The sequence below is a fragment of the Candidatus Lernaella stagnicola genome (assembly GCA_030765525.1).
In the GTDB taxonomy this organism is placed as follows: Bacteria; Lernaellota; Lernaellaia; order Lernaellales; family Lernaellaceae; genus Lernaella; species Lernaella stagnicola.
Genome location: JAVCCK010000034.1, coordinates 253,584 through 277,431, shown reverse-complemented (window position 1 = coordinate 277,431; position 23,848 = coordinate 253,584). Strand labels below are relative to the sequence as shown.

Annotated in this window: 19 protein-coding genes; 9 read left to right on the top strand and 10 right to left on the bottom strand. The window is 61.1% G+C overall.

The window, feature by feature from the left end; translation table 11 throughout:
* Window positions 1-39 precede the first annotated feature (39 nt).
* Both P9L99_15900 and P9L99_15895 read left to right on the top strand, forming a co-directional pair.
* Window positions 40-1,413: an SPFH domain-containing protein gene (locus P9L99_15900; GenBank protein ID MDP8224843.1), complete on the top strand. Its 1,374-nt coding sequence runs from the start codon at window positions 40-42 to the stop codon at window positions 1,411-1,413.
* Window positions 1,414-1,578: 165 nt separating this feature from the next.
* Window positions 1,579-3,663, top strand: a complete 2,085-nt coding sequence (locus P9L99_15895; protein ID MDP8224842.1) for an alpha-glucosidase — start codon at window positions 1,579-1,581, stop codon at window positions 3,661-3,663.
* Here P9L99_15895 and P9L99_15890 read toward each other — a convergent pair.
* Both P9L99_15890 and P9L99_15885 read right to left on the bottom strand, forming a co-directional pair.
* A complete protein-coding gene (locus tag P9L99_15890; protein MDP8224841.1) occupies window positions 3,660-4,034 on the bottom strand; it encodes a cytochrome c3 family protein in 375 nt (124 codons plus the stop codon). The two genes, P9L99_15895 and P9L99_15890, sit on opposite strands and share 4 nt — an antisense overlap.
* The gene (locus tag P9L99_15885; GenBank protein MDP8224840.1) at window positions 4,031-5,209 is read right to left on the bottom strand and encodes a hypothetical protein; all 1,179 of its coding nucleotides are present in this window, start codon (window positions 5,207-5,209) and stop codon (window positions 4,031-4,033) included. Before P9L99_15885 ends, P9L99_15890 begins: the two co-directional genes overlap by 4 nt.
* A gap of 148 nt (window positions 5,210-5,357) precedes the next feature.
* Between P9L99_15885 and P9L99_15880 the strand changes: the two genes are divergently transcribed.
* Window positions 5,358-6,455 (top strand): hypothetical protein, encoded by a 1,098-nt coding sequence (locus tag P9L99_15880; protein ID MDP8224839.1) that lies wholly within the window; start codon window positions 5,358-5,360, stop codon window positions 6,453-6,455.
* A 7-nt stretch (window positions 6,456-6,462) separates the two neighbouring features.
* Here the strand turns inward: P9L99_15880 and P9L99_15875 are convergent, their stop codons facing one another.
* The 3 genes from P9L99_15875 to obgE are packed head-to-tail and all read right to left on the bottom strand — an operon-like array spanning window position 6,463 to window position 9,672.
* The gene (locus P9L99_15875) at window positions 6,463-7,560 is read right to left on the bottom strand and encodes a DUF1343 domain-containing protein (protein MDP8224838.1); all 1,098 of its coding nucleotides are present in this window, start codon (window positions 7,558-7,560) and stop codon (window positions 6,463-6,465) included.
* Window positions 7,561-7,570: 10 nt separating this feature from the next.
* Window positions 7,571-8,647 carry a sugar phosphate nucleotidyltransferase gene (locus P9L99_15870; protein ID MDP8224837.1) on the bottom strand — a complete coding sequence of 359 codons (1,077 nt, stop codon included), beginning with the start codon at window positions 8,645-8,647 and terminating at the stop codon, window positions 7,571-7,573.
* Window positions 8,644-9,672 carry a GTPase ObgE gene (gene obgE, locus P9L99_15865; GenBank protein MDP8224836.1) on the bottom strand — a complete coding sequence of 343 codons (1,029 nt, stop codon included), beginning with the start codon at window positions 9,670-9,672 and terminating at the stop codon, window positions 8,644-8,646. Before obgE ends, P9L99_15870 begins: the two co-directional genes overlap by 4 nt.
* 204 nt (window positions 9,673-9,876) lie before the next feature.
* Between obgE and P9L99_15860 the strand changes: the two genes are divergently transcribed.
* From P9L99_15860 to P9L99_15840, 5 genes are all read left to right on the top strand, one after another.
* Entirely contained in the window at window positions 9,877-10,584 is a 708-nt protein-coding gene (locus P9L99_15860) for a hypothetical protein (GenBank protein MDP8224835.1), read from the top strand.
* Entirely contained in the window at window positions 10,581-11,921 is a 1,341-nt protein-coding gene (locus P9L99_15855; GenBank protein ID MDP8224834.1) for a hypothetical protein, read from the top strand. Before P9L99_15860 ends, P9L99_15855 begins: the two co-directional genes overlap by 4 nt.
* A 149-nt stretch (window positions 11,922-12,070) precedes the next feature.
* Window positions 12,071-12,577: an RNA polymerase sigma factor gene (locus P9L99_15850; GenBank protein ID MDP8224833.1), complete on the top strand. Its 507-nt coding sequence runs from the start codon at window positions 12,071-12,073 to the stop codon at window positions 12,575-12,577.
* Window positions 12,567-13,013, top strand: a complete 447-nt coding sequence (locus P9L99_15845; protein ID MDP8224832.1) for a hypothetical protein — start codon at window positions 12,567-12,569, stop codon at window positions 13,011-13,013. The genes P9L99_15850 and P9L99_15845 overlap by 11 nt, the downstream gene beginning before the upstream one ends.
* Window positions 13,010-13,333 carry a YbjQ family protein gene (locus tag P9L99_15840; protein ID MDP8224831.1) on the top strand — a complete coding sequence of 108 codons (324 nt, stop codon included), beginning with the start codon at window positions 13,010-13,012 and terminating at the stop codon, window positions 13,331-13,333. Before P9L99_15845 ends, P9L99_15840 begins: the two co-directional genes overlap by 4 nt.
* A 76-nt stretch (window positions 13,334-13,409) precedes the next feature.
* Here the strand turns inward: P9L99_15840 and rpmA are convergent, their stop codons facing one another.
* Complete coding sequence (gene rpmA, locus P9L99_15835) at window positions 13,410-13,685, bottom strand: 50S ribosomal protein L27 (protein ID MDP8224830.1); 276 nt, start codon at window positions 13,683-13,685, stop codon at window positions 13,410-13,412.
* A 13-nt stretch (window positions 13,686-13,698) separates the two neighbouring features.
* Window positions 13,699-14,010: a 50S ribosomal protein L21 gene (gene rplU, locus P9L99_15830; protein ID MDP8224829.1), complete on the bottom strand. Its 312-nt coding sequence runs from the start codon at window positions 14,008-14,010 to the stop codon at window positions 13,699-13,701.
* Between the two features lie 249 nt (window positions 14,011-14,259).
* On the opposite strand from rplU, the gene P9L99_15825 reads away from it, so the two are divergent.
* Window positions 14,260-14,607 carry a hypothetical protein gene (locus tag P9L99_15825; GenBank protein ID MDP8224828.1) on the top strand — a complete coding sequence of 116 codons (348 nt, stop codon included), beginning with the start codon at window positions 14,260-14,262 and terminating at the stop codon, window positions 14,605-14,607.
* Here P9L99_15825 and P9L99_15820 read toward each other — a convergent pair.
* Genes P9L99_15820 through P9L99_15810 form a run of 3 tightly spaced genes read right to left on the bottom strand, consistent with a single transcriptional unit; the run spans window position 14,574 to window position 23,782 of the window.
* Window positions 14,574-15,887, bottom strand: a complete 1,314-nt coding sequence (locus tag P9L99_15820) for a hypothetical protein (protein MDP8224827.1) — start codon at window positions 15,885-15,887, stop codon at window positions 14,574-14,576. The genes P9L99_15825 and P9L99_15820 overlap by 34 nt on opposite strands.
* Window positions 15,884-17,506: an SGNH/GDSL hydrolase family protein gene (locus P9L99_15815; protein ID MDP8224826.1), complete on the bottom strand. Its 1,623-nt coding sequence runs from the start codon at window positions 17,504-17,506 to the stop codon at window positions 15,884-15,886. The genes P9L99_15820 and P9L99_15815 overlap by 4 nt, the downstream gene beginning before the upstream one ends.
* Window positions 17,507-23,782: a tetratricopeptide repeat protein gene (locus tag P9L99_15810; GenBank protein ID MDP8224825.1), complete on the bottom strand. Its 6,276-nt coding sequence runs from the start codon at window positions 23,780-23,782 to the stop codon at window positions 17,507-17,509. It abuts the gene before it with no gap.
* Window positions 23,783-23,848: the final 66 nt, after the last annotated feature.

The window sequence follows — 23,848 nt, the reverse complement described above, 5'->3', positions numbered from 1 at the left end:
ACACATCTGTTGCGATAAGGAGGATGCACTGTGTATCTGATGATTTTCGTCACTATTCTGGCTTTCGCCTTCTTCGGGATTTTCCTCGCCGCCATTCGCCGGTACAAACGTTGTCCGTCGGACAAAGTTCTGGTTATCTACGGTAAAACCGGCACGGATTCCACCACAGGCCTGGCCCGCACGTCCAATTGCATACACGGAGGCGCAGCCTTCGTGTGGCCGCTTTTGCAGGACTACGCTTACCTCGATCTGACACCGATCGCCATCGACATCGACCTTCGTTCCGCGCTTTCCAAGCAGAACATCCGCATCAACGTACCTTCGGTGTTCACCGTTGGTATCTCGACGGACGAAGGCACGATGCAGAACGCTGCCGAGCGCCTGCTCGGTTTGCCCCACAACGCCATCCGTCAGGTCGCCGAAGATATTATTTTCGGCCAGTTGCGCCTGACGATCGCCACGATGGACATCGAGGAAATCAACGCCGACCGCGACAAGTTTCTGGCCAACGTCAGCCTGAACGTGGAAGGCGAGTTGCGCAAAGTCGGCCTGCGGCTGATCAACGTGAACATCAAGGACATCACCGACGAGTCGGGTTACATCGAAGCGCTGGGCAAGGAAGCAGCGGCTGAAGCGATCAACGAAGCGAAGATCAAGGTCGCGGAGAAAGAGCGTAACGGCGCCATCGGCGCGGCCGAAGCCAACCGCGAAAAGCGCATTCGGGTCGCCGCCGCCGATGCCGAAGCGGTAAACGGCGAGAACACCGCCCGCGTATCTGTCGCCAACTCCAACGCCGACCGGCAAGTCAAGGAAGCCGCGGCAAGCCGCCTCTCCGAAGCGGCCGAAAAGGTGCAACAAGCCAAGGCGCTGGAGGAAGCCTATCAGTCCGAAGCCGAAGCCGAGAAGCAACGCGCCGAGCGCGATCGCGCCACCCAATACGCGGACACGGTCGTTTTGGCCGAAATCGACAAAGAACAAATCCGCATCGCCGCCGAAGCCGAGGCCGATAAGTTGCGGCTGGAAGCCAAGGGTCGCGGCGACGCGCTCTACAACGAAATGGAAGGCCGGGCGCGCGGTATGTTCCAAACCCTGGCCAAACAAGCCGAGGGCCTCATGGAATACGTGCGGGCCGCCGGCGGCGACCCGGATAAGGCCGTGATGCTGATGATCGCCCAGCAAATGCCGGAAATCGCCCGGATCCAGGTCGAGGCGATCAAGAACCTGCACATCGACAACGTGACCGTGTGGGACAACATGAGCGGGCCGGACGGATCGCCCAAAACGGCTCAGTTTCTTTCGGGAATGATCAGTTCTCTGCCGCAGTTCCACGATTTGTTCAAGATGGTCGGCCTGAACCTGCCGGAGTACTTCGGCAAGCGCCAGGAAGAGGAGCCGCCCGTCACCGACGAGTAAGGCACGAACATAACGTCCCAAGGCGCGCCGCGGCGCGCCTTTTTTTATGGCCCCACGTCGACGCCGCAACAACATGATGAAGCGGGTCTTGCGTAAGAAGCGCACTCTCGAAAGAATGAACGTGCGGGCCATCAAGCCGTCGCAAAGTAATCTTAGGAATGCGGTATGCGCAAATACGTTTTCTTACTCGCTCTTTTGTTGGTGACTGTCGCGCTGGCGTCGTGCGCCGGCGACGATGATGACGACGACAATTCCTCCGCCTTCGTTCATCCGCCCGGCTGGCATTGGCTGGCAGGCGACGACGGCGCCCTGGAAATCTGGTACGGCGAGCGCCTCATGCAAGCCGTTACCGGCGTCGACGCCCTCACCTTCGACGTGCAGGTGCCGATGCTGTTCGGCCAGTTTCGCTTTCAGACCAAAAACGAGAAGGCGAGTCACTTTCAAATCAGCCTGCGTGACGGACGCCCCTATATCACGGCGGGCGGCGAAATCGTCGGAGCTATCATCTTCGAACACGCCGCGGGCGACAATCTGCGCATGCGCGTGGCCGTTGAGCAAGCCGGTTATGACGGGCTGAAACTGCGCTTTCGCCTCGAGGACGGTGCCCGATTTTGGGGCTTCGGCGAGCAATACAATTTCATCGAAATGCGCGGCAAGCGGGTGCCGATATGGGTCGCCGAGCAGGGCTTGGGCCGGCTGGCCTATCCGGCGCTGCCCCCCTTCGGCAGCAAGCTCGAAACCTATTTCCCAATGCCCTACTTCCTCGACCCGGAGGCCGGCAAGGGCTTACTGCTAGAAAACAGCGAGTTCTCGCGCTTCGACCTAGGTTCCGCCACGCCGCAGGAATGGACGCTGGAAGTGTGGAATGGCCGCGGCGCAAGCATTCTTCTGTTTCCGGGACCGACGGGCTACGACGTCATCGGCCAACTGACCCAAGAGGTCGGACGCCCTAAAACGTTGCCTCCCGATTGGGCCTTCGAGGGCGTCTGGATCGCCGCGCAGGGCGGCACGGAACTTGTCGCGCAGCGGGTGCGCAACGCGCTGGACGCGGGCGTGCCGGTCACCGCGGTGTGGGCGCAGGATTGGCTGGGCATTCGGAATTTCGGTTTGGGCAACTACGGTGTGAAGTACCGGTGGATTCACGACGAAGAGTTGTATCCGTTCTTGCCGGGATTCATCGACGCGCTGGCCGAAGAAGGCGTGCGCTTCTTGGGCTACTTCAATCCATTTGTCGCCCCGGCCTACGAGCACTACAACGAAATGCGGGAGCGCGGTTACCTGATCGAAACCCCTCGCGGCGATCCCTACCTGTTTCCCATCAGCACGTTTGTCGGAACGCTCGTCGACCTGACCGATCCCGGTGCGGTGGCGTACTTCAAGCATTACGCCCGGCGCGCGGTGGACCTGGGTATGAAGGGTTGGATGTGCGATTTCGGCGAGTGGCTGCCCTACAACGCGGCGCTGCACGAGGGCGACGCGGCGTGGTATCACAACCGCTATCCCAGCCAATGGCACCGCATCAATCGCGAGGTGCTCGAGCAGGCCTATCCGGACGGCGACTTCGCGATATTCACCCGTAGCGGCTACACCGGCGACCACCAGACGGCGCAGATCGTGTGGGCGGGCGACCAGGAGGCCACCTGGGACGAGGCCGACGGTTTCCCGACGGTGATTGCCGCCGGGTTGACCCTCGGGTTGGCGGGCATTCCCTTCTTCTCGCACGACATCGGCGGTTTTTCGGGCGGCCCGCGCGAAAAGGAACTCTTCTGGCGTTGGACGGAACTGGGAGCCTTCACGCCCGTGATGCGCAATCATGATGGCTTGCAGAAACTCGAAAATCACCAGTTCGATTCCGCCGCCGATACCCTGGCCATGTTCGCGCGATTCGGCAAAATTCACGCGGCCATGTTTCCCTATTTCAGGGAACTGGCGGAAGAGGCGCAGGCGACGGGGCTGCCGATTGTTCGCCACACGGCGCTGGTCGATCCCGATTGGGAACCAGCCTACTCAGCACACCGGCAGTGGATGATCGGCGAGGACATGGTGTTTGCACCGGTCGTGGAAAAAGGCGTCAAGGAAGTCACCGTCTACTTCCCCGACGGACAATGGGAAAACGTGTTCACCGGCGAAACATTTAGCGGCCGCCAAGTGACGCGGGCGGCGGCGCTCGTCGGCCAACCGGCAGTTTTCGCACGCGTCGGCGCGCTGGACGACATCGTGGCCGCGATTCGCGCGCTCCCGAAAAACTAGGCGGGCTCGTCCAGCTTCTTCACGTGGCATTGGCTGCACGTGACGGGCGGCGTCTTGCCCTGCTCCTTTTGTTCCTTGTGGCAATCCTTGCACATTTTATGGAACGCGGTTTTGGCCGAAGAGGTCTCGCCGTCCTCTTCCTTGTGGCAGGCACTGCATTTCTGTACCGCTTCCTCTTCGCCGCCGCCCCACTTGTGGTGGCATTTCGTGCATTCGAGTTGGCCGGTTTCAACGTGCTGTTTGTGGTCGAACTTCGAAACGACCGTCACTTTCACGTACGGCGAGAGGTCGACCGTCTCCGGCACATCAGCCGCCCAGACCGCCGTGATCACCAGCGCCAGCGCGAACGCTAACAACAAATATTTTTTCATAACGCTTCCTCCCACCCAGGGTTCGGTGTTTGCCCTTCATTGTTTACGCCGGGTAGTTTCCATTCGACCAGATCGGCCGAACGGGCGACGCCGATTTTGCCGTGCCCGCGTCCCTGAAAAGACGCGCTGTCGTTAGCGCCGGCGTAAAACAAATAGAAATAGCCGTCGTATTCGCGCCAGTCGCACAAATACGCCGAATCGGCATGCAGGATTTGATTCCAGTCTTCGAACGGCACTTCCAGATGCGTGCGTTCCTCCCAGTACTGCCAGTCGGGAAATGCGACGCCGCCGTTGCGCGCCCGATAGATGAACGGCTCGCGGCCGCTGGAGTATTTGCCGGTTGTCACGTTGGAGGTGGCGATCATGCGCCACGCACCGTCGATGCTGAGGAACTGGTAATTCTCGGCCCAATCCTCGTAACCGCCGGGGTAAGCGATTACCGGGTCGAGCCAGGCGTAAGGGTCAAGCGCGGCTTCGACCGACCGGGTTATGGAAAACTGCTCCCAGTGCTTATAGCCAAGCACGACATATCCGTCGACTTCCGCCAGGGCGCTGTGCGTGTGCCGCTGGAATGGCTGCACCCCGGGCAGCAACGGTTTGTCCTTCGACCAATCGACCAAATCCTCCGACGTGGAATAGTACAGACGGCTCATTTCTTCGAAATTGAGATTAAGTGGTTTCCAGAACGCCATGAACCATCGATCGCCCATGCGGATGACATCCGGCGAGCCGACGTAGCCGAGGTCGTCGTCCCACCATTCTTCGTAGTTGCGAAAGTCGCGGGTTTTGTACATTCGTTGTCGCGCAATGTTTTCCGACGCGTCGCCGTTTACGAACCGCGTCGAGGCGAAAATGTGAAACCAACCGTTGTGGTAAACGACGGCTTGGTCTTTGAGCATGCGATCGGGCCGCGCCAAGATGGGGTTTTCGAGACCCGCCCAATCGATATTCGGAAAACCCGCGGGGGAGCTGTCGTTATCGTTATCGTCATCATCATCATTGTCGTCGTCGATTTCGGCGCCCGCCGGACCGTCAAGGGAATTGCCGTCCTCTTCGGCCGAGTCGTCGTCGGCGATTTGCCGATCGTTCGTTTCCTCGCCCGCGCCTCCGCAGCCGACTATCAACAAAACGAGACAGCAAACAAGAAACAGCCGGCGCGAGAGCTCGGCGGTCATCAAACCCCTCCGTAAATGCAATTCGCTTTTTGTCATGGCCCAATATAGTAGTATGAATACGGCCGCACATTCAAAGGCCCGTATCTGGAAACACCGCTCCGGTTCTGCTAAGAATGAAGGACAACTAGGCACGTGAAGGAGTCCGACAATGCGCGCGAGGTTCGTATCGGCGTTGATCGTTACCGTTTTGTTGTTGGCGGCTTGCGCATCGGCGCCCACCACCACGTTCCCCTGGCGGGAATCCGTCGCTCCAACCACCGCATTGCCGGACCGCGTGGCGCTGTTCATCGACGCTTCCTATATTCTGCGGGCGCCGGATTATCGACAATACTTGGCGATCTCCGAGTCGATCGACTTGGCGACCGACGTTAACGATGCGGTGGAACTGGCGATTACCGGCGCGAAAATGAAGCTGGTCGCGCAAAAGAAATACTTTATCGGCGCTCACCGCAGCGGCCAACAACTCGTTGCGGAGAAAGAAGAAGCCGAACTTTATTTGCGGGATCTGCCGGTGCACCTCGATCCGACTATTTGCCGCACCGAGAAAACCACCGCCGCGGTGGTGGAACTATGGAAAGCGGCCCGCCGGGCTTACGACGGCGAGATAACGATGGATTCGAAAATCACCCGCGAAATCGCCGGACGTTTTCAGGCCGATACGCTGGCGCTGGTGTACGCCATTTCGCGGAAAGAAGATTCTTCCCCGGACGCGCCGCCGCTCGCGATAGGACCGGCGCTCGACACGGCGGCCGCCTCGATGATCGGCGTGGTGATGGTGCGAGCCATCGACGGCAAAATCGTGTATCAAGCCAAGCTGCCGATTTCGGGACCCCAACGCGTCGGCACCCTGCGCGTCGCCATTCGCGGCGTCTTCTCCGGGTTGCCCGAGCGGCAGAACCATCCGAAATTCCCCGTTCCGAGCCGCCTGAAAGGCGAAGACAATGCCGAGCCGGCGGACAACCCTTCGGATTCCCAGTGGGTCGGCACGACACCGGCTCCGGGATCGCGCGGCAGGCCCGAGGGCATCGGCGTCAAAGTTGATTTGAACGCCAGTCGCCCTGGCGTGCTGGGCGGCGTCGAAAAGATTTCGCTGCTGCGGCGTCCCATGGCCATCGCCGACCCAATTGCGATCACGGCGGACGGCACCGAAGTGCGCGTGCTGAAAAAAGACATGAACTGGTACTTGGTCATGCTGCCGGACGGGACGATGGGTTGGGTGTATCACACCTTCGTCACGGTGTACTGAGCGCCGGTCAGCCGATCTCGATGTCCCGGCGAATGCGGTCCGTGCCGCATAGTAGATCGAAGGCCGGGCGATCGTTTTCAAACTCGTAGGGTTCCGTGCGCCAGGCAAAATCGCCGGGCGCCTGTTTCCGCGCGGCCTTAATCAATTCCACATAAGCATCGAACGACCGGAAGCTATCGCGGTCGGTGACGTGCACGAACACGCCGCCGCAGACCTCGCCCGCGTACTTGTGAAAAGTCGGGATGAATTCAACGGGACGGAAGGTCACGCCGGGAAGCCCCCGTTGATTGAGCCGGTCGGCCAACTCGCGGCCGTTCAGCCACGGCGCGCCGACTGTTTCAAAAGGCTGCGTGGTCCCCCTGCCCTCCGATAAATTCGTGCCTTCCAACAAGCAGCCGCCAGGGTAGACGGTTGCCGTCGCCAACGTCGGCATGTTCGGACTTGGCGCGACAAAGGGCAGACCCGTTTCATCGAACCACATCGAGCGCCGCCAACCGAGCATGTCGATAACTTGCAGATCCGCGTTCCACCCTTCGGCGTCGTTCCACAGCCGCGCCAGTTCGCCGATGGTTTTCGCGTGCCGCACGGGCATCGGAAAGCGCCCGATAAAGGATGCAAACGCCCGGTCGAGAACCGGCCCCTCCTCGATTTCGCCACCGAGTGGATTGGGCCGGTCGCAAACAATGACCCGCGTGCCGTGCCGCGCACACTCTTCCAGGCAATACGCCATCGTGTACACGTAGGTGTAATAGCGCGCGCCGATATCCTGCAGGTCGACGACCAGCGTGTCGCACCGGGCTAACGCCTCGGCCGAGGGGCGCAACGTCGCGGCGGTCTCGCCGTAAAGCGAGTAAACCGGCACGCCGCGGTAGGTCGATTCGCCGACGCCCACTTGATCCTGCGCCGTGGCGAAAATGCCGTGTTCCGGTCCGAACAATACGGTGAGGTCGACGTCGGGAAGGTCGATCAGCCGATCGTGCAACGTCGAATAATCCGGCAGAACCGAAGCCGGATGCGCGAGTAGGCCGACGCGGACGCCGTCAAGCCAAGCCCCGGAGTCGGCCGCCAGCCGGGCGGCGCCGGTCGTCACCAGGGGACGGTTCATGCCACGCCCATCATCGATATTTGTCCCAGCCGTGCTTCTCCAGTTCGTCGAACACGTGCTTGACCTCCTGCGCCTGGTCGCGCCGCGCCACCAACGTCGCATCCGGCGTGTGCACGATAATCAGATCGTCCACGCCGATGGTCACCACGACGCCGTCCTTGGCGTACACGGTGTTGTTGCGGCTTTCACCCATCGCGACGTGTCTGCCCTCGGTGACGTTACCGGCCGTGTCAGGCTCGAAGAGTTCGCGCAGCGCGGTCCAAGAGCCGACGTCGCTCCACCCGATGTCGGCCGGAAACACCAACAGGTTGTCAACCTTTTCCATCACGCCAACGTCGATGCTCACTGGCGTCAGCGCCGGGTAGACGGCGTTGATTTGCGCCTTGAGGCGGTCGGCCGGCGCCCGGCCGTCGATCGGCCCGATTTGCTCATACAAATCCGGCAGTGTTTTCGCAACGGCGCGCAGGAGCGTGTCGGCGCGGAACACGAAAATGCCCGCGTTCCAAAAATAGCGCCCGCTTTCCGCAAACTTCTTGGCTCGGTGGGGTTCCGGCTTCTCGTGGAATTTGGTCACGTAGTGATAGTCACATTCGTCTTCCCGACCGGCGTGACCGCCGATTTCGATGTACCCGAAACCGGTGTCGGGACGTCGCGCGGTGATACCCAGAGTGATCAACACGTCTTCCCGTGCCGCCACGGTCATCGCCGCGCTAAGTATGCGAAGGAATTCCTCTGCTTTTAAAATCGCGTGATCCGCCGGCAACAAAGCCACGACGGCATCGGGGTCGCGGTCGACGAGAATCTTCGCCGCCACCGCCGCACAAGGCGCGGTATTGCGGCGGCACGGTTCGGAGACGAGATTCGCGGCAGCCGCCGGCGGCAATATCGCCGCACTCTCCTCGGCGATGGCGTCACCGGTTACAACCATGATGCGCTCGGCGGGAACCAAGGGTTGGATACGATGCACGGTTTGCTCGAGTAAGGTCTCGTCGCCGCCGATCACCAGCAGTTGCTTCGGCGTTTTCATGCGGCTGACCGGCCAAAAGCGCGTGCCGGTGCCGCCGGCCATGATCACCGCGTAGTTCATGGTGCCTCCTCGGAATCTTCAGTTCCGATTTCCCGCAAGCGCTTCTCCACCTCGTCGAGCAACTCCGCGACGCCCCGCCCTTCCTTGGCGCTGATGGCGAATACGACGATGTCGCGCTTGCCAAGCGCCGCCTGTAGTTCAGCAAGATTCTCGCCGGCGCCCTCCGCGTCGATTTTATTGGCGGCGACGATTTGCGGGCGCTGCCCGAGTTTTTCGTCATAGGCCGTCAGTTCTTCATTCAAGACATCGAAGTCTTCCAGCGGATCGCGACCGGTAAGCGGATCGAGATCCAACACGTGCACGAGTAGCTGCGTGCGTTCGATGTGCCGCAGGAAACGAAGTCCCAGGCCGATTCCTTGGTGGGCGCCTTCAATGATCCCGGGAATATCCGCGACGACGAACCGGCGGTTCATGTCGTATTCGACGGTGCCCAAATTGGGTTGCAGGGTCGTGAATGGGTAGGCGGCGATCTTGGGTCGGGCGGCGGATATCGCGCTGATCAACGTCGATTTCCCCGCCGAGGGGAACCCGACCAAACCGACGTCGGCGATGCTTTTGAGTTCGATCTTCAGCCAGCGCTGCTCGCCCGGCTGCCCCTCCTCCCAATGCGTCGGCGCCTTGTTCGCGTTGGTCAGGAAGCGGGCGTTGCCGCGCCCGCCGCGCCCGCCTTCGGCAGCGGTCCACGTGGCGGCGGGTGAATCCAGATCGGCCAGTAGGTCGCCGGTTTCGGCGTCATGCACGACCGTGCCGGGAGGCACGTGAATGTGAAGGTCGTCGGCGCCCTTGCCGTGCTGATTGCTGCCGCGTCCGTGCGTGCCTCGCTTGGCGCGGTGGTGCTGTTGGTAGGCCAAGTCGATCAGCGTGTTTTTCTGGCTGTCGGCAACAAAGATGACGCTGCCGCCGCGCCCGCCGTCGCCACCATCGGGTCCGCCCTTCGGCACGAACTTTTCGCGCCGGAACGACACGCACCCGTTTCCTCCGTCCCCCGATTGGACGAAGATCTTTACTTCGTCGATGTACCTCATACCCTGATATTTGGCACAGCCGAGTGTGTTTGCCAAGGCGAAGCCGCATATTTCGTGACCACGAAGCCGGGAAGAGGCCTGGCCGGGCGGCAATATCGGTAGGCAAAAAAACCGCCGGCCGGTTGGGATTTTGCGGCCGGATTCGCTACGATATGGCGTTTGTAGAAATCGAGTTCCTCGAACCTAAGGATACGGAGGTTCAATATGAAACGCTCGGTTCCATATCTCGCGGTGCTGGCGGCTCTCCTGGCTTTGGGTGTTACGTTTGCCGCGGCCCGTCCGGCATTTATGAATATTAAGCAGATGGCCGCCGAAGCCGACGTGGTTTTTGTCGGCACGGTGCGGCAGATCACCGAGGAGCCCAACGACGCCGGCCTGCCTACCACGGTCGTCGGTTTCGATATCGGGCAAGTATTGAAGGGCAAGAGCCAATTAGCGGACCCGTCGGTGGTTGAACTGCGTTTCGCCGGCGGCGCTGATGGTGCGCGGCGGCTGCGGGTATCGCACGTGCCGCGTTTTGCCGTCGGTGAACGTCTGGTGGTTTTCACGCGCTACGATGGACAGGCTTATGCCAGCCCGATCATCGGCCTGAATCAGGGCCTGTTCCGTGTCAAAACCGAACCGGCGACCGGCAAAGACTACGTCGTCGACTACGGCGGCAACGCCCTGCTGCATGCGCCCAACGGAGTGCGCATCGGCGACGTGATTCTGCCCAACGCGCAAGGACGATTCGAGGCCGTCACGCCCGCCGCCAGCCCGGCCGTACCGGCTCCACACAGCGCGGACCCCCAGCGCCTGCGAATCGACGGCGCGCGCCCGATCCCCCGCGGTACCACAAATCGGGCGCAGTTGATGACGCTGGCCGATTTCATCGCGTATCTGAATCCCCTATGCCATGGAGACGGGCAGTGAGATGGCGCGGCGTTGTCTGCGTCGGTTTGATCGCGGCCCTCGGTTTGGCGGTGTGTCTGGCGTCGGCCGACCCGCCGATCCACGACTACGTGCGCTGCGCGGCCCCGTACATGATTTATCCGCTCGGCAACAACGAAGACCCATGGGAACAACAGGACGAGCGCATGATCGGCCAATGGGCTTCATTCGGCGACATCATGACGGCGAAGGCCAATCCGCCGGGCAGTGACTCCTATTGGGGCGGCAACCGACGCAACGAAATCCAGGGTTTCGTCGACGACTCGGAAATGTACCGCCGCTTTGGCTTTCATTGGGGTTCGGCCGCGGGCGTGTGCATCACGTGGGTCGACCACTCGAACTGCGTGGCCGAGTCGGATATCGCTTTCAACCCCGAATACGACTGGTCGACCGACACCTGGGCGATATTGGAGGACCCGGACTCCGAGCTCGCGTACCAGCACGTCTTATTGCATGAGTTGGGCCACACGATCGGCTTTGCCGACTACAACTACAAAAGCAGCGAGAGCAAAGGGCTCGGTTACAATACGATCATGAATTACGCCTACCCGTGGAACTACTGGGTGTTGGGCGTGGACGACGCGATGGGCGTGGATACGATTTTCCCGGAACGGGTCGGCAGGCAATATGACTTCGGCGTCTACGCTTTCCATTGCGAGAGCAAAACCAAGTGTCCGATGGCCACCGTCTCGCCGGGCATGGTGTCGACGGGCGGTTCAATCAGTATCCATGACCTGCAGGTGGCCTCGCTGGGCCGGGGCAAGCTATCCAACGCCCGCGTGACCGTCACGCTGCTATCCTACCCGGACCACAATCAATCGTACGAACTCGAATCCGTGGTGTGGGACACCTTCCCCGGCTACGGGAGCCAGTTGGTCGACTTGACCGTCAGCGTGCCGTCCGGCGTACCCGCCGGAACGTACTACGTGGAACTCGTGGCAAGCCATTCGCGGTCGGCGCAGGACCCCTACGCTAAAAACGACAGCGTCGTCCTACCGACGCACGTGCGCGTATTGGACGAGGGCGAGCAAGACCCAACCGGCCCGGGACACTCGGCGTGTTACGAGATGGTCGGCGTGATGTACCAACAATGCGGCCTGAAACTCGACAGCGGCGGATCGGAAATCAGTTATAACGACGCTGTCTTGCTTTGCTACGACAACAACGGCCCCTGGTCGTGCGCCAAGACGTGCTTTGACACCAGTATCGCCGCCGGTGGATGCGGCACTTTCGAATCTTGCTTGACCGACTATTGCGGGATGCCGTTGGCCGATGAAGAGGCGGAGGACGAAGAGGACGACGGCGGCTGCGGCGGATAACGGGACGCGTTTTCATGAAAACCATGTCGAGAATCAATTCTTCTTTTTTTGACGGAATAAGAAACCTACCGAAGAAAACCGATCGACCGGGCGTATAGCTAATGGAAGGACAAAGGCGCGCGATGCTTGCAGCGACCGATGAAGTCCTGATGGGCTGCGTAAAAAACCAACAGAGCCGGGAGGCTTTTTCCGTGCTGATGAGTCGTCACAAAAACCATGCCTATCGGCTCGCCCTGCAACTGACCGGCGACCACGACGACGCAATGGACGGCGCACAGGAAGCCTTCGTCAAAGTATTCACCAAGGCTCGATTGTTCGACGAAGGGCGGCGTTTCTGGCCGTGGTTCGCCACGATCCTGCGCAATACGGTGCGCAGCATGCAACGCAGCCGGGCGCGGCGGCGGCGGGCCGGCAACGAGGAACTTGCGCAGCACATCGCCGATCCAACCGCCGATACCACGGTCCGGGCGCGCGCGGCGGAGGCGTGGGGGCGGGTCTTGGCCCTGCCGCCCAAGTTGCGGGAAGTCGTCGTGCTGCGCCATCTGGAGGGGATGAGCTACGAGGACATCGGCGCGGTGCTCGACATTTCGCCCAACACGGTCGCCACGCGATTGCACGCGGCCCGAAAGAAACTGGCAGGCGACGATGAAGCGTGAAGAAGCCGAACTGCTGCTCTCGATGAAGCAAGACGGCGAACTGCCGCCGGATAAAGCGGTACAACTCGAAGCCTATCTGCGCGATCACCCCGAGCTAGCGCAGCGGGCCGCCGCCTGGGAAACATTGGGGAAGGAGTTGGAGTCCATGAAGATTTCTGCCGACAACGACCAGCGGCTCGACCGTTTCGAGTCGCATGTCTACGCGCGGCTCGAACGCGGCGCCGCGTGGATTCTACTTTCGGCGGGAGCCGCGCTAATGCTGGCGGGCGCCCTTTTCTACCTAGTGCGTGATTTCTTTTTCAACGACGCCATTTTCCTGCCCGTGCGCCTGGGCGGCGGCTTCGTTCTGGCCGGCGTGTGCGTGCTGGCGGTATCGATCGTACGCCATCGATTGGCGACCTATCACGGCGACAAATACAAAGGAGTTGTTCGATGATCGTGACCAATACCGAGCAAATCGTCGGCATGCGTATCAAACGGGTTTACGGGCTTGCCATGGGCAACACGATGAGGGCGCGACACGTCGGGCGCGATATCATGGCCGTGTTTCGCATGCTGGTGGGCGGCGAGATCACCGAATACACCAAGATGATTGCGGAGTCGCGGGAGCAGTCGCTGGACCGCATGAAACAGCAGACAAAAGAGATGGGGGCGAACGCCGTGGTCAACGTCCGGTTTACGACCAGCGCCATTGCCGCCGGCGCCGCCGAATTGCTCGCCTACGGAACTGCGGTCGAGATCGAGCCGGTCGAATAAGCTTCCGAGTGCGGTATTCAGACATAAAAAAAGCGCCACGCTTCGTGCGCGGCGCTTTGTCTTAATCTTTTCGCGCTTATTTGTCGGTCTGGGCCTGCTCGGCGGGGATGATGTTCGCCCGTTTCCGGTCGCGACCCCAACGGCAAATTTTCACGGTGCCCGGGATCTTGGCGTACAGCGTGTAGTCACGCCCCATGCCGACATTCTCACCTGGGTGAATCAGCGTGCCCAGTTGCCGAATGATGATCGTTCCGCCGGTCACAAACTGCCCGTCCTGGGCCTTCATGCCAAAGCGGCGACCTTGGCTGTCGCGGCCGTTCCGACTGCTTCCGCCTGCTTTTTTGTGAGCCATGACAGTCTCCTTCTCAGCCGACGATCTGCGAGATCTTCAGGGCCGTGTAGTGTTGCCGGTGGCCCCGCTTCACATGCGAGTCCAGGCGACGCCGAAACTTGAAAACCGTGACCTTCTTGGCACGATCCTGTTCGACGATTTCGCCGACAACCTTTGCGCCGTCCACGTACGGGGCGCCAACTTTAATATCGTCTTCGGAGCGGATCATCAGCACCTTGTCGATTTCCACTTTATGACCGACTTCGCCGTCCAGTTTCTCAACCTTTAGAAGGTCGCCTTCCTGGACTCGAAATTGCTGACCGCCGGTTTCAATAATCGCATACATCGTGTAGTTCCTTTTCGCACGTAACACTCAAGAGCGCTGGAACATAATGAAATTCAAGGTTTTTGTCAAGAGCTTTTTTCCGCCGGTATTACGCGTTTACGCAACAACTGTGGCGTTTTAGCAACACCTCGTGATCACCTCGCTCATGACTCTTCTAGGGCGTTTCTTCGGGCGCTCGGTCGCGCCGGGCTTTGACTTCGCCCACCCCGCGGTGTAACGTCGGCAACGTTAATTTTCCTGGGAGTCACCATGGAGCAGCAGGACTGGATCGGAATCGGCATCCTGGCCTCGGCAATCATCTTTCTGGCGATATTGCTCCGTTTTCGGGCGATCCGGCAAAACCCCTTCATGTTGATCGTGTTTTCAATCAATCCGGGATTGGTGGGCGTACTCGCCGCGTGCGCCTTTTTGTTTCGTAATTACAACAACATATCGCAGCCTTGCTGGTACACATCCTTGGTGCTGGCAGTAACCTCGACCTTCATTGTGGCATTCGCGCTGCCTCGCATGTTTTTGCAGCACGTCCGTGAACAAATTGAGGATACCGACGGACAGGACCCCGATCAGGGAGAATCGCAGAACTCCAACACGCCTTGACGGTGGCCCGCAGATAATAGCGCCTCGGCATACTCGCGGCCTAATCGACACGCCTCGCCCCGCCGCCCGGCAGCGGCCAAACGCTTTTGACCGAAGCGCAGAATCTCCAGCAACAGACGTTCGTGAGCGGTCCATCGACGGGCCAACTCGCCATAGCGCTTAAGCGCGACGCCCGGATCCACGTCATCCAGTTCAAGCCGCAGAAGCTGCAAATGCCCGAATTCCGGCTCGTCGAGCTGCAAATCGAGACCGGCGCGTATCGCCGCATCGGCCCGCGGTACGTTGCCGCGCGAGAACCAAAAGTTCGCCGCGAGAAAGTGACCGTGCAGTTTTTCGACATCGGAAAACCGCTCGCGTGGCAGGGCTTCCAGCAAGCCTTCCGCGGCAACATCGTCGATCGCTTGGCGCAGGCCGTATTCGACGAGGTTCAACGCCATTTGGCTGTCCATGGCGGGCAGTAGTGTCCGCACCTGTTGCCATCGGTCGCCCAGCGCGGCCTCAAGGCCGCTCATCTCGATCCGCCAGCGCTCGTCGGTCAAGTTGTCGCGGGCGCGGCCCACGACGCCCCGGCTCGCCTCGTAGGGGGCTAATCGTGACGGCATAAGAATCGACGGAATATTGTAGCCCGAGTCCGCTGCGGCCCAACGACGCAGTTTTTCTACCGCCGCATCCAACCGTGCGGTCGCCAGGTATGCCTCGAGCAAGTGGGCGGCGATCAAATCGCGATCCTCCGGGAAAAGAGTCGTGGCGTCGATTTCAGCGGCCAGATCGACCACCCTCTCCCATTGGCCGTCGAGTGCGGCTTGGGTAATGCGGGCCGCGGCGTCGCGCCCGACAAGTCGCCTCAGCGCGCTCTGCGCCTCCAACGCCTGCGGATGATCCCAATACTTCTCCAAGACCTCCTCGTACAAACGCCGGGCTTCACGCGGACGCCTGCCCATGACCGCGGCCTCGGCACGCCACAGCAGCGCGGTCGCTCGGATCGGGTCCGTCGGCGCAACGCTTTCCTCCACCAAGGCCGCGTACTGCTCCACGACAGCCGGTTCGTTCAACGCCCCCAGGCGTTGTCCGAGGCGAGTCAGTTCGAGCGGCGTGTACTCGAAAGCGTCGATAAACAGCGGCAGCAGTCGCGAGGCGCGGCGGTCGTCGGATTCGTAGATGGCCGCCTCCATCGCTTGTTTGACGCGGCCGGGCGACGCCAACCGTGGGCTCGCCGCGCCGACCGCCAGCAGGCCGAGGATCGCGCCGTACGCGAGTCGAACAAGCCACCGGCGCTTCATGGTCCAATCTCCATGTTTTGCCACGCATCGGCGATGATATCGGCCACGATCTCGTTGCCGCGCGGTGTGAGATGAACGACATCGGTATGGATCTCACCCGGCGCGTTGCGCCGTCGCACGAGGTCGTACACGTCCACGAAGCCCGCGTGATGTTGTCTCGCCAGGCGTTTCATGATGCGGCGATAGATCACTTCGTCGTTTTGATGCGCTTCGGCGGCGACCAAAACGCGAATCTGCGCGTCTTCCAGGTAGGATAAAAGTTCGTCGAGCGTGCGGGCGAATTCCGGCGGCGTGGAAATCGGCACCTTCTCCGGGCTCCAACGGCGGCGCGCGCCGGTTAGCGTATGGGCGTAAAGGTTGTACAGCCGCGAGCGCTGGAGGAAATTCCCTAGCCGCATCCGCCACGTCCCCCGCCCGACGCGGTAAGCCTGCCACATGGCGTAAAGTTCTCGCTCGGTGTAAGGGCCGCGGGTCAATTGGCTGTCGTTGTAGCCAATGTACAGGATGACGCCGTCGGGATCGTAGTCAGGCACGAGAAAATGCTTGAGCAGCAAGTGAATCTGAAACGCGGTGTAGCCCGGTTCCCCGGCGTTGAGCAGTTCGATGCGCCGCCCGCTATCGTGCAGGCGCTTTTCGGCCAGGGTCACCCACACCTTCTCCGGCGGCAACTTGACGCCGAAGGTCGTGGAGCCGCCGCAGCAAATCACGCGCGTGATGTCCGCAGTCTTTTTCTTCGGAACTTCGCGGCCACGGATCTTGACGCGGGCCACGCCGAAATCGATGTCGCCGCGAAACACGTCTTTGTGAATCCAGAACAGCGCGTCGTGCACCTGCACGTCGGCCGATAGATGCCGCGAGGTCAACGCATCGGCCCACGGCGAACGGCGCAGCGATCCGTCGATCATCCAAAACGCGATCAATGCCGCGGCCAACATCACCAGCCCATAACCGCGGCGACGGAGCCAACGGGAGTAGGCCCACAAACGCCCCAGGCCCCACGCCGTCACTCCCGCCACGCCCGCCCAGCGGTTGCCGGTGACCGCGAAGGCAAGCAAGCCGAGAAGGCCGGGTAGCGCGGCAATGCCTTCGGTTGCCGCCAATCGGCGGAAATCGCGCAGAAACAGGCCACCGATGAGGATCATCACCAGCGCCGGCGCGAGCCAGAAGCCGCCGAGATTACCGCCGTACACGCCGGCCAGCGCCAGCGTCGGCAGCCATAAGAAGCCGGCGTACCAAGACGGCATCTTTTCCGTCCCGCGCAGCGACCACACGGAGACGGCGCGCAGGCCGACGGTCAGCAACGCAACGAGCGCGAGTGCGCCGGAGTCGATGTCCCAACTGCCGCGGAAGAGAAACAGGATGAGAAGCGGCGATAGTTCGATGACCAGACGACGCCTGAGTTTCGTTTCGTTTGCGGTGAAGACCTTGGCCAGTCGGCGCGGCTCGAATCGCAGGGTGAGCAAAACGAGAGAGACGGCGAGAAGGTTGAGGAGCACCGCATTGCCGGCGTCGGGAATCAGGCGCAGGCCGAACAGGTCGTCGAACACCAGCGCCACCGGCAGGGCGGCGACCAACCCGGCCGCATACGCGGCAATGTCCATAGCATCGGTTTTACGCAATTAATTCCGTTTGTAAATTTCTTCCAGAAATTGCTTGGCGCCCGAAACCGCTTCGTGATCCTCGGGGAATCCGTTGATCACTTCCTCGATCAAACCAACGGCCACTTTTTCTTCGCCGATCTGGTAGTACAAGCGAGCCGCCGCGCCTTTGGCCCATGCGGCTTGGTCGGCCGAGGGGTGGTTTTCGTAGATCGCCTTATACTGCTCGAGGGCCTTGGTCGTCAGGTTTCGCGTGCGGTACAGGTTCCCCAGCGCGAGGCGGGCGTTGAGCAAGGTCTCACGATCGCCCGGGTGTTCGTTAACGATGCGTTGGTACGCCTGTTCCTGCTCGTAGGTGCGACCGCGCTCCCCGTAAATGTCGGCCATGGCCTGCAGACCGCGGACCGCCTGGCTGTAATCGCGATAGCGGTTGGCGACACGCTCGTAGATTTCGAGAGCCCGATCCGTTTCCCCCTGGCCGTGCAACAAATCCGCTTCGCCGAGCTCGGCATCGATCACTGCCACGAGGTTGCCGCTGAACTCTTCTTTGATTTCGCGGTAGATTTCAGTGGCGCGGCCGAAACGTCGCTGCGCCAACGCACTTTGAGCCTGCGCGTGTCTGACCCACGCGGTTTGCGGCAATCCCTTGTATCGTTCCAGCACGCGCGCGAGACGTTGGTCGGCGGCAGCGAACTGCTTTTCGGCGATCAACTTATTGGCCACGTTCATGTGCACGTTGATGGCCGCGTTGGGGTCGTCGCCGTGTTCGTTTTCGATCCGCGTGATGATGGTTTCGACGCCCTCGATGTTGCCCGCGGCGATCTCGGCGCTCGCCCACGCCTGCAACGCCCCGCCCGCCATCGGCTTCCGGCGGAACTCTTCGGCGACTTTCTTGAACAAATCGGCAGCTTCTTGGAAGCGACCTTGCGTCATTCGGAGGTTGCCACGACCCATATTGGCTTCCGATCGCGCCCATGGGCGGTCGGAATACTGGTTCATCAGACGGTCGAACACCGCCTCGGCTTCCTGATTGCGGCCGGTCTCCTGGAGCGTCTGCGCGAGAAACACGAGGGCTTGAACTTGGTCGTCGGGCCGCTTGGCTTCGCCGGCGACTTTTTCGAACTCGGCGACGGCTTTATCGGTTTCACCTTGCTGCCGCGCCACATTGGCGAGCCCCAGACGGGCGCGCGTGGTGACCGACGGATCGGAACTGAAATCCTCCAACAACTTCTGGAAATTCTGAAGCGCCTGGTCGTAGTCCTGGTATTCGATGCCGATCTGCGCCAAGCCCTCGACGGCCGCCGCGGTCTGCCGCGACCCCGGGTAGGTTTCGATGATTTCCCGGAACTCTTTTTCGGCTTCGGTTCGTCGCCCGGTGGCCTTGAACATGTTGGCTTGGTTCAGTTTTGCATCGGCTAGGCCTGCGGCATTTTCGGGAAAGCGGCGCGCGATTTCGTCATACGCTTGTTGCGCCAAGTCGACGCTTCCGCGTTGTCCTTCGATTTGGGCGATGCCGGACAATGCCCAATAAACCTGGTTGGCGTTGCCGTATGTGTCGGCGATTTCCCGGTACGCACCGAGAGCTTCTTCGACGTCGCCGCGATCCCGCAAGAGGTTCGCTTTGGCGAGTTGTGCGTCGATCTTGGCCTGGGCGTTGCTGCCGTGTTTTTCCAGAATCTCGTCGTACGCGGCTTCGGCCCGCGCGAATTTCTTCTCGGCCGTGTAAGACTGCGCGATGGCCGTCAACGCGTTCAAATCGCTTTGGACGTCAACCGCCGCCTGCCGAACCCGCCGATAGAAACCGCGCGCCTTTTCATATTCGCCCCGTCGCATCGCGACATCGGCCAGCCCCATCATTCCGCCGGCGGTACGTGCCGCGCCGCCCGGCGCTTTGGACATCGCGCGGAATATTTTCTCGGCCTCGTCCAGACGGTTTTGTTCCAGGCGAATGCCGGCGATGGCCTGCCTCGCACCTTGCTTGACGTTTTCGTCACTGGTTTCCGCGACGATTTTTTCGTAGGCGTCGGCCGCTGCGTCCATCTCGCCCGCTCGACGCAACAGGTCCGCCAAGGCGGTGCGGGCTTCGAGTTTTTGCAGCGCCGGAGCGAGATTGTCCTCGACGACTTCCGCGAAAGCCTGCCGGGCCTCGGCAAATTTCTGTTGGTCGAGATAAGCGCGGCCGATGGATATGCGAGCCCGTGTCTTAACGGCCGGGTTGGCCGAACCGTCGCGCAATTCGTTGTAGATCGCCGCCGCCTTTTCGTACTGGCCGTTTTGACGCAAAGTCTCGGCCTCGCCGAAACGCGCCGCGACGAGATGCTCGGCGTTTTGCGGGAATCGTTGACCCAGTTCCTCGTAGATCTCCCGCGCCTGGGTGAAAAGCCCCTGCTGCATGTAGAGCTGCGCCAGCGCATGATACGCGCCGATTTTCAGCGTATCTTCGACCGCGAGATCCAGCACCTGCCGGTAGCCCTCCATGGCCTTGTCGACCTCGCCGCCCCGCGCCTGCAAGTCCGCCAAGCCCATCATCGCCGTAGCCTGGGCCGAGGCCGATTCGCCCGCATTGTCCAACAACGCCTGATAGGTTTCGCGAGCCTTGTCCAACTCGCCCATTTCGGCGTAGAGACCGGCGATGGCCGCCAAGCCCTGACGCCGAGTCGCCGAGTCATCGTAGCGATCAACGACTTTCCGGTAAGCGGTAAGCGCCCGTTTGAAATCGCCGCGCTGCCGGAAAAGACCGGCCAGACCGAGGTCCGCTGCGCGCAGTTGCAGGGGGTCGTCGGCGAACTCACGCCGTAAGCGACCGTACGCGGTTTCGGCCTCGCGCAGCCGTCCCCGGCTCAGTTGGATTTGCGCGATGGAATTGAGCGCGGCGGCCTTGTTGTTATCATCGTCCGTTTCTGCGGCAATGCGCTCGTATCCGGTGAGGGCTTCCTCAATACGCCCATCCCGCGCCAGAGCGCCCAGAATGTTCATTTGCGCAGCTTCGATCATCCCGACTTGCTGGGAGTCGCGCTGCTTCATTTGGGTGATGAGGGCTTCGGCTTCGTCCACGTTGCCCTGCTCGGCCAAGGCGCGCACGATGGCTTGCTCGATGCCGATTTTGTCGTCGTCGGATTCGGCGAGGTCGAGCGCTTTGCGGTATTCGGTGACGGCGCCGTCATGATCGCGCGCCGTTTCCGCAATCATCCCCAATCCCTGGCGGGCGCGCATGGCTTCCTCTGGGTGCTTTTTCGCCGCCGGATCTTCCAGCATGCGCCGGTAGGCGGCCGCGGCTTCAGTCGTGCGATTCTGTTCGAGATGGAATTGCGCGAGCCCCGCCAACGCCCACAGGCCGTGGATCTGGCCGGCATTCTCGGCAATCAACTTGTCGTAAAGCACCTCGGCCTCGGCACCGCGCCCGCTCTTGCGCAACAGTTGCGCGTAGACAAGCGTCGCGTTGGCGATGTCGTCTAACTTGGCGGGGAATTCCTGTTTGATGGTTTCGTAGAAGCGTTCGGCGTCTTGCGTCTCACCACGGTCCACATGCAATTGCAGCAACGCGAGCAGAGCCTGACGGCGAAAATTGGACTCGCCGGCGGCGGCAATGGCTTCGTATTCGCGCTTCGCTTCGTCGTTTTTCCCTTGCCGCACCAGCAGGTTTGCCGCTTCAATGCGAGCGGTCAGCCCGGCGCGGCGATCTTGCGGAAAGCGCTTTTGGATTTCCGCTCCCACCTCGGCCACCCGGTCCGCATCGCCCTGCCGCGAGTAAATTTGCAGCATTGCCTGCAACGCCTCGACCGGCCGGTTCGGCACTTCCATTTCCGCCACGCGACGCAGCAGTTCCAAGGCTTTGTCGGCTTTCCCGACGCGGCGTTGATTTTCCGCCAACAGAAGCATCACCTGCGCCGTGACGATTGGCGTCTCGGCGAAACGCTTTTCCATGGCGCGCAGTTCGCGTTCTTCGGCATCCCAATTTCCAACCTCGCGGCGCAATGCGGCGATGTTTTGCAGCGCATCGAATTCCGACAGCGGCTGATCGGCCAAATCGGCCGCTTGGCGATAGAGGACGACGGCCTGCTCGGTTTCGCCCGCGGTGGCGAGCAACCTCGCCTCGCCGATCAAAGCCTGAAAGCGCGTACCGACATCTTCGGGGAACAATTCGGCGAGACGACGGAAGGTGATCTGCGCTCGTTTCACCTGGCCGGACGCGGCCAAGGCCCGCGCCTGCAAATCCAGTACGATACGCGCCTGCCCCGGCTCCGCCAACAAATCGGTGACGGCCTGCAATCGTTCCAGCGCCTGTTCCGGCTGTCCTCGCAGCAGGTCAATCTCGGCAAAGGCGGCGATAATTTCGATACGATGACGCACGTTGCCGGAGAAGTTTTCCTGCAACTTGGCAAGGATTTGCAGAGCCTGCTCGTACTTTTCGACGCGCTTGTAGTATTCGGCGATTCCCTTGCCGGACCAATATCCCTTGTCTGTTGTCGGGTTCTGTTCAAAAATTTTCTGGAGGCGACGCAGCCCTTCCCGCTCGAAATTGCTGTCGTTCAACATGGCGCTGCCGTAGAAGATTTCGCCGTCCAGCACGCTGTCGGTTTCCTCGGGATATTTGCGCTTTAACTCCTCGAGCACCAAGGCCGCGGCCTGGAGTTCCTGCCGTTCCACCTCGATCTGGATAATGGAGGATAGCGCCGCGGCCCCGGCGCGGTCGTCCTGGAAGCGCTGCGCGATTTCGCGGTACTTGGTAATCGCGCCGTCGTAATCCTTGTTGTCGTGCAGCATTTGCGCGAGCTCGAATTGGGCGCGCACGATCGTATTTTCGTCTAGGGCGGTTTGCCCGATGACCTGCTCGTAAATCTCCCGCGCGCGATCCGGTCGTCCCTGCAGCTTGGCCAGTTGCGCGAGGCGGTCCCAGGCGTCGATCACCTGCGGGTGTTCGGCGAATTTGTCGGTGGTGGCCAGAAGCCTATGTTCGCACGCTTCGTATTGCTTCTGCTCGCGCAGAATGTCGGCAATGCCGATTTCCGCGCCGAGTACCGCGCCCGTCTGATCGGGAAAATCGGCAATCACGCTGTTGAACAGGTTTTCGGATTCCTCGAAGCGCTTGGTTTCAATCAGCAAGCGGGCCAACGCGTTGCGGGCCGCCGCCACCTTCGAAGCCTGCTCGCTGAAGTTGGACAGCATGACACGGTACAGTTCCTCGGCGCCCGCGAAATCGGCGTTGCCCCGTCGTTCCTGCGCGACGCGCTCGAGCTTGGCGTAGCTCCAATGCACGGGATTGTTGATGTACCAGTGGATGCCGACGCCCGCGGCAATCAGCAGCAACGCCGCGACGGCTTGCGCCGCGCGACTGCGCCACAACAAACGCAGAAATCGGCGCAGCAGAAACTTGTCCACCTTCGCGCCGCGCTCGGCCAATGCCGCCAACTCCTCTTCCGAATAGCCGACCATGGATTTGAGCGACGCCCCGGTCAAATCGGCGCCCTCGAGAGTCACTTCGCGATGCTCGCTGACGTTGAAGATGGCGCCGGTCAGTTTGGCGTTTTTGAACGACACCCGTTCCAGGAAGGCATTGGAGATATCACCTTTGACCAGTTCGGCGTCGGTGAAATCGGCGTCGGTCACCGCCGCGAGGTTCAGGTTGATCCGCTCGGCGCTTGCGCCAACGGCCGAAAACCGTTCGATTTGCGAATTCTGCAGCGTCGTACGAGTGAGGGTCGCGCCGTTCCAATTGACGCCGGTCAGTTTGGCGTCGGCGAAATTGGCGTCGGTGAAATCCGCCTCGCGGAAATCGGCGTTCTCTACCTCGGCGCGCGGCATATCGGCGAACGTGAAATCCGTACCGATAGCGCTCACACCGATCCACTTCGCACCCGAAGCGCCAACGTTTTTCGCATCGGCACGATCGAGCACCGCGCCCGTGAGGTCGGCATCTTTCAAGTTCGCGCCGGAAAGGTCCGCACCCAGCAGCACGGCTCCAGACAGATCCGCGCCCGACAAATCGGTTCCACTGAGAAGCGCCCCGGCTAGGTCTGCCTCACGCAAATTGCAGCGGCCGAGTTTGGCTTTCGTGAAATCGACGCCGGCCAGTCTCGCACCACTCAGGTCCTTTTTCCGCCAATTAACGCGCGCGAAATCGCCACGCGCCAGCTTGCCGGTGGTCAATTCGTCCTGCACGTCGGCGAAGTTTGGGCGTCCTTCGCGGGGCGGCGGGTCGGGCAGGATCGCCGCCAGTTTCTCGCGATATTGCACGCTGGTGATCGACCCGTCTCGCAACTGCTGGTCGAGCGTCGTTCTCTCAGCGATTTCGGTCATGGACGATTCCCTCTTTGGCTCGGTACGGCTTCTTGTCTTTTTCTTCGCCTCAGTACTGTTACACGC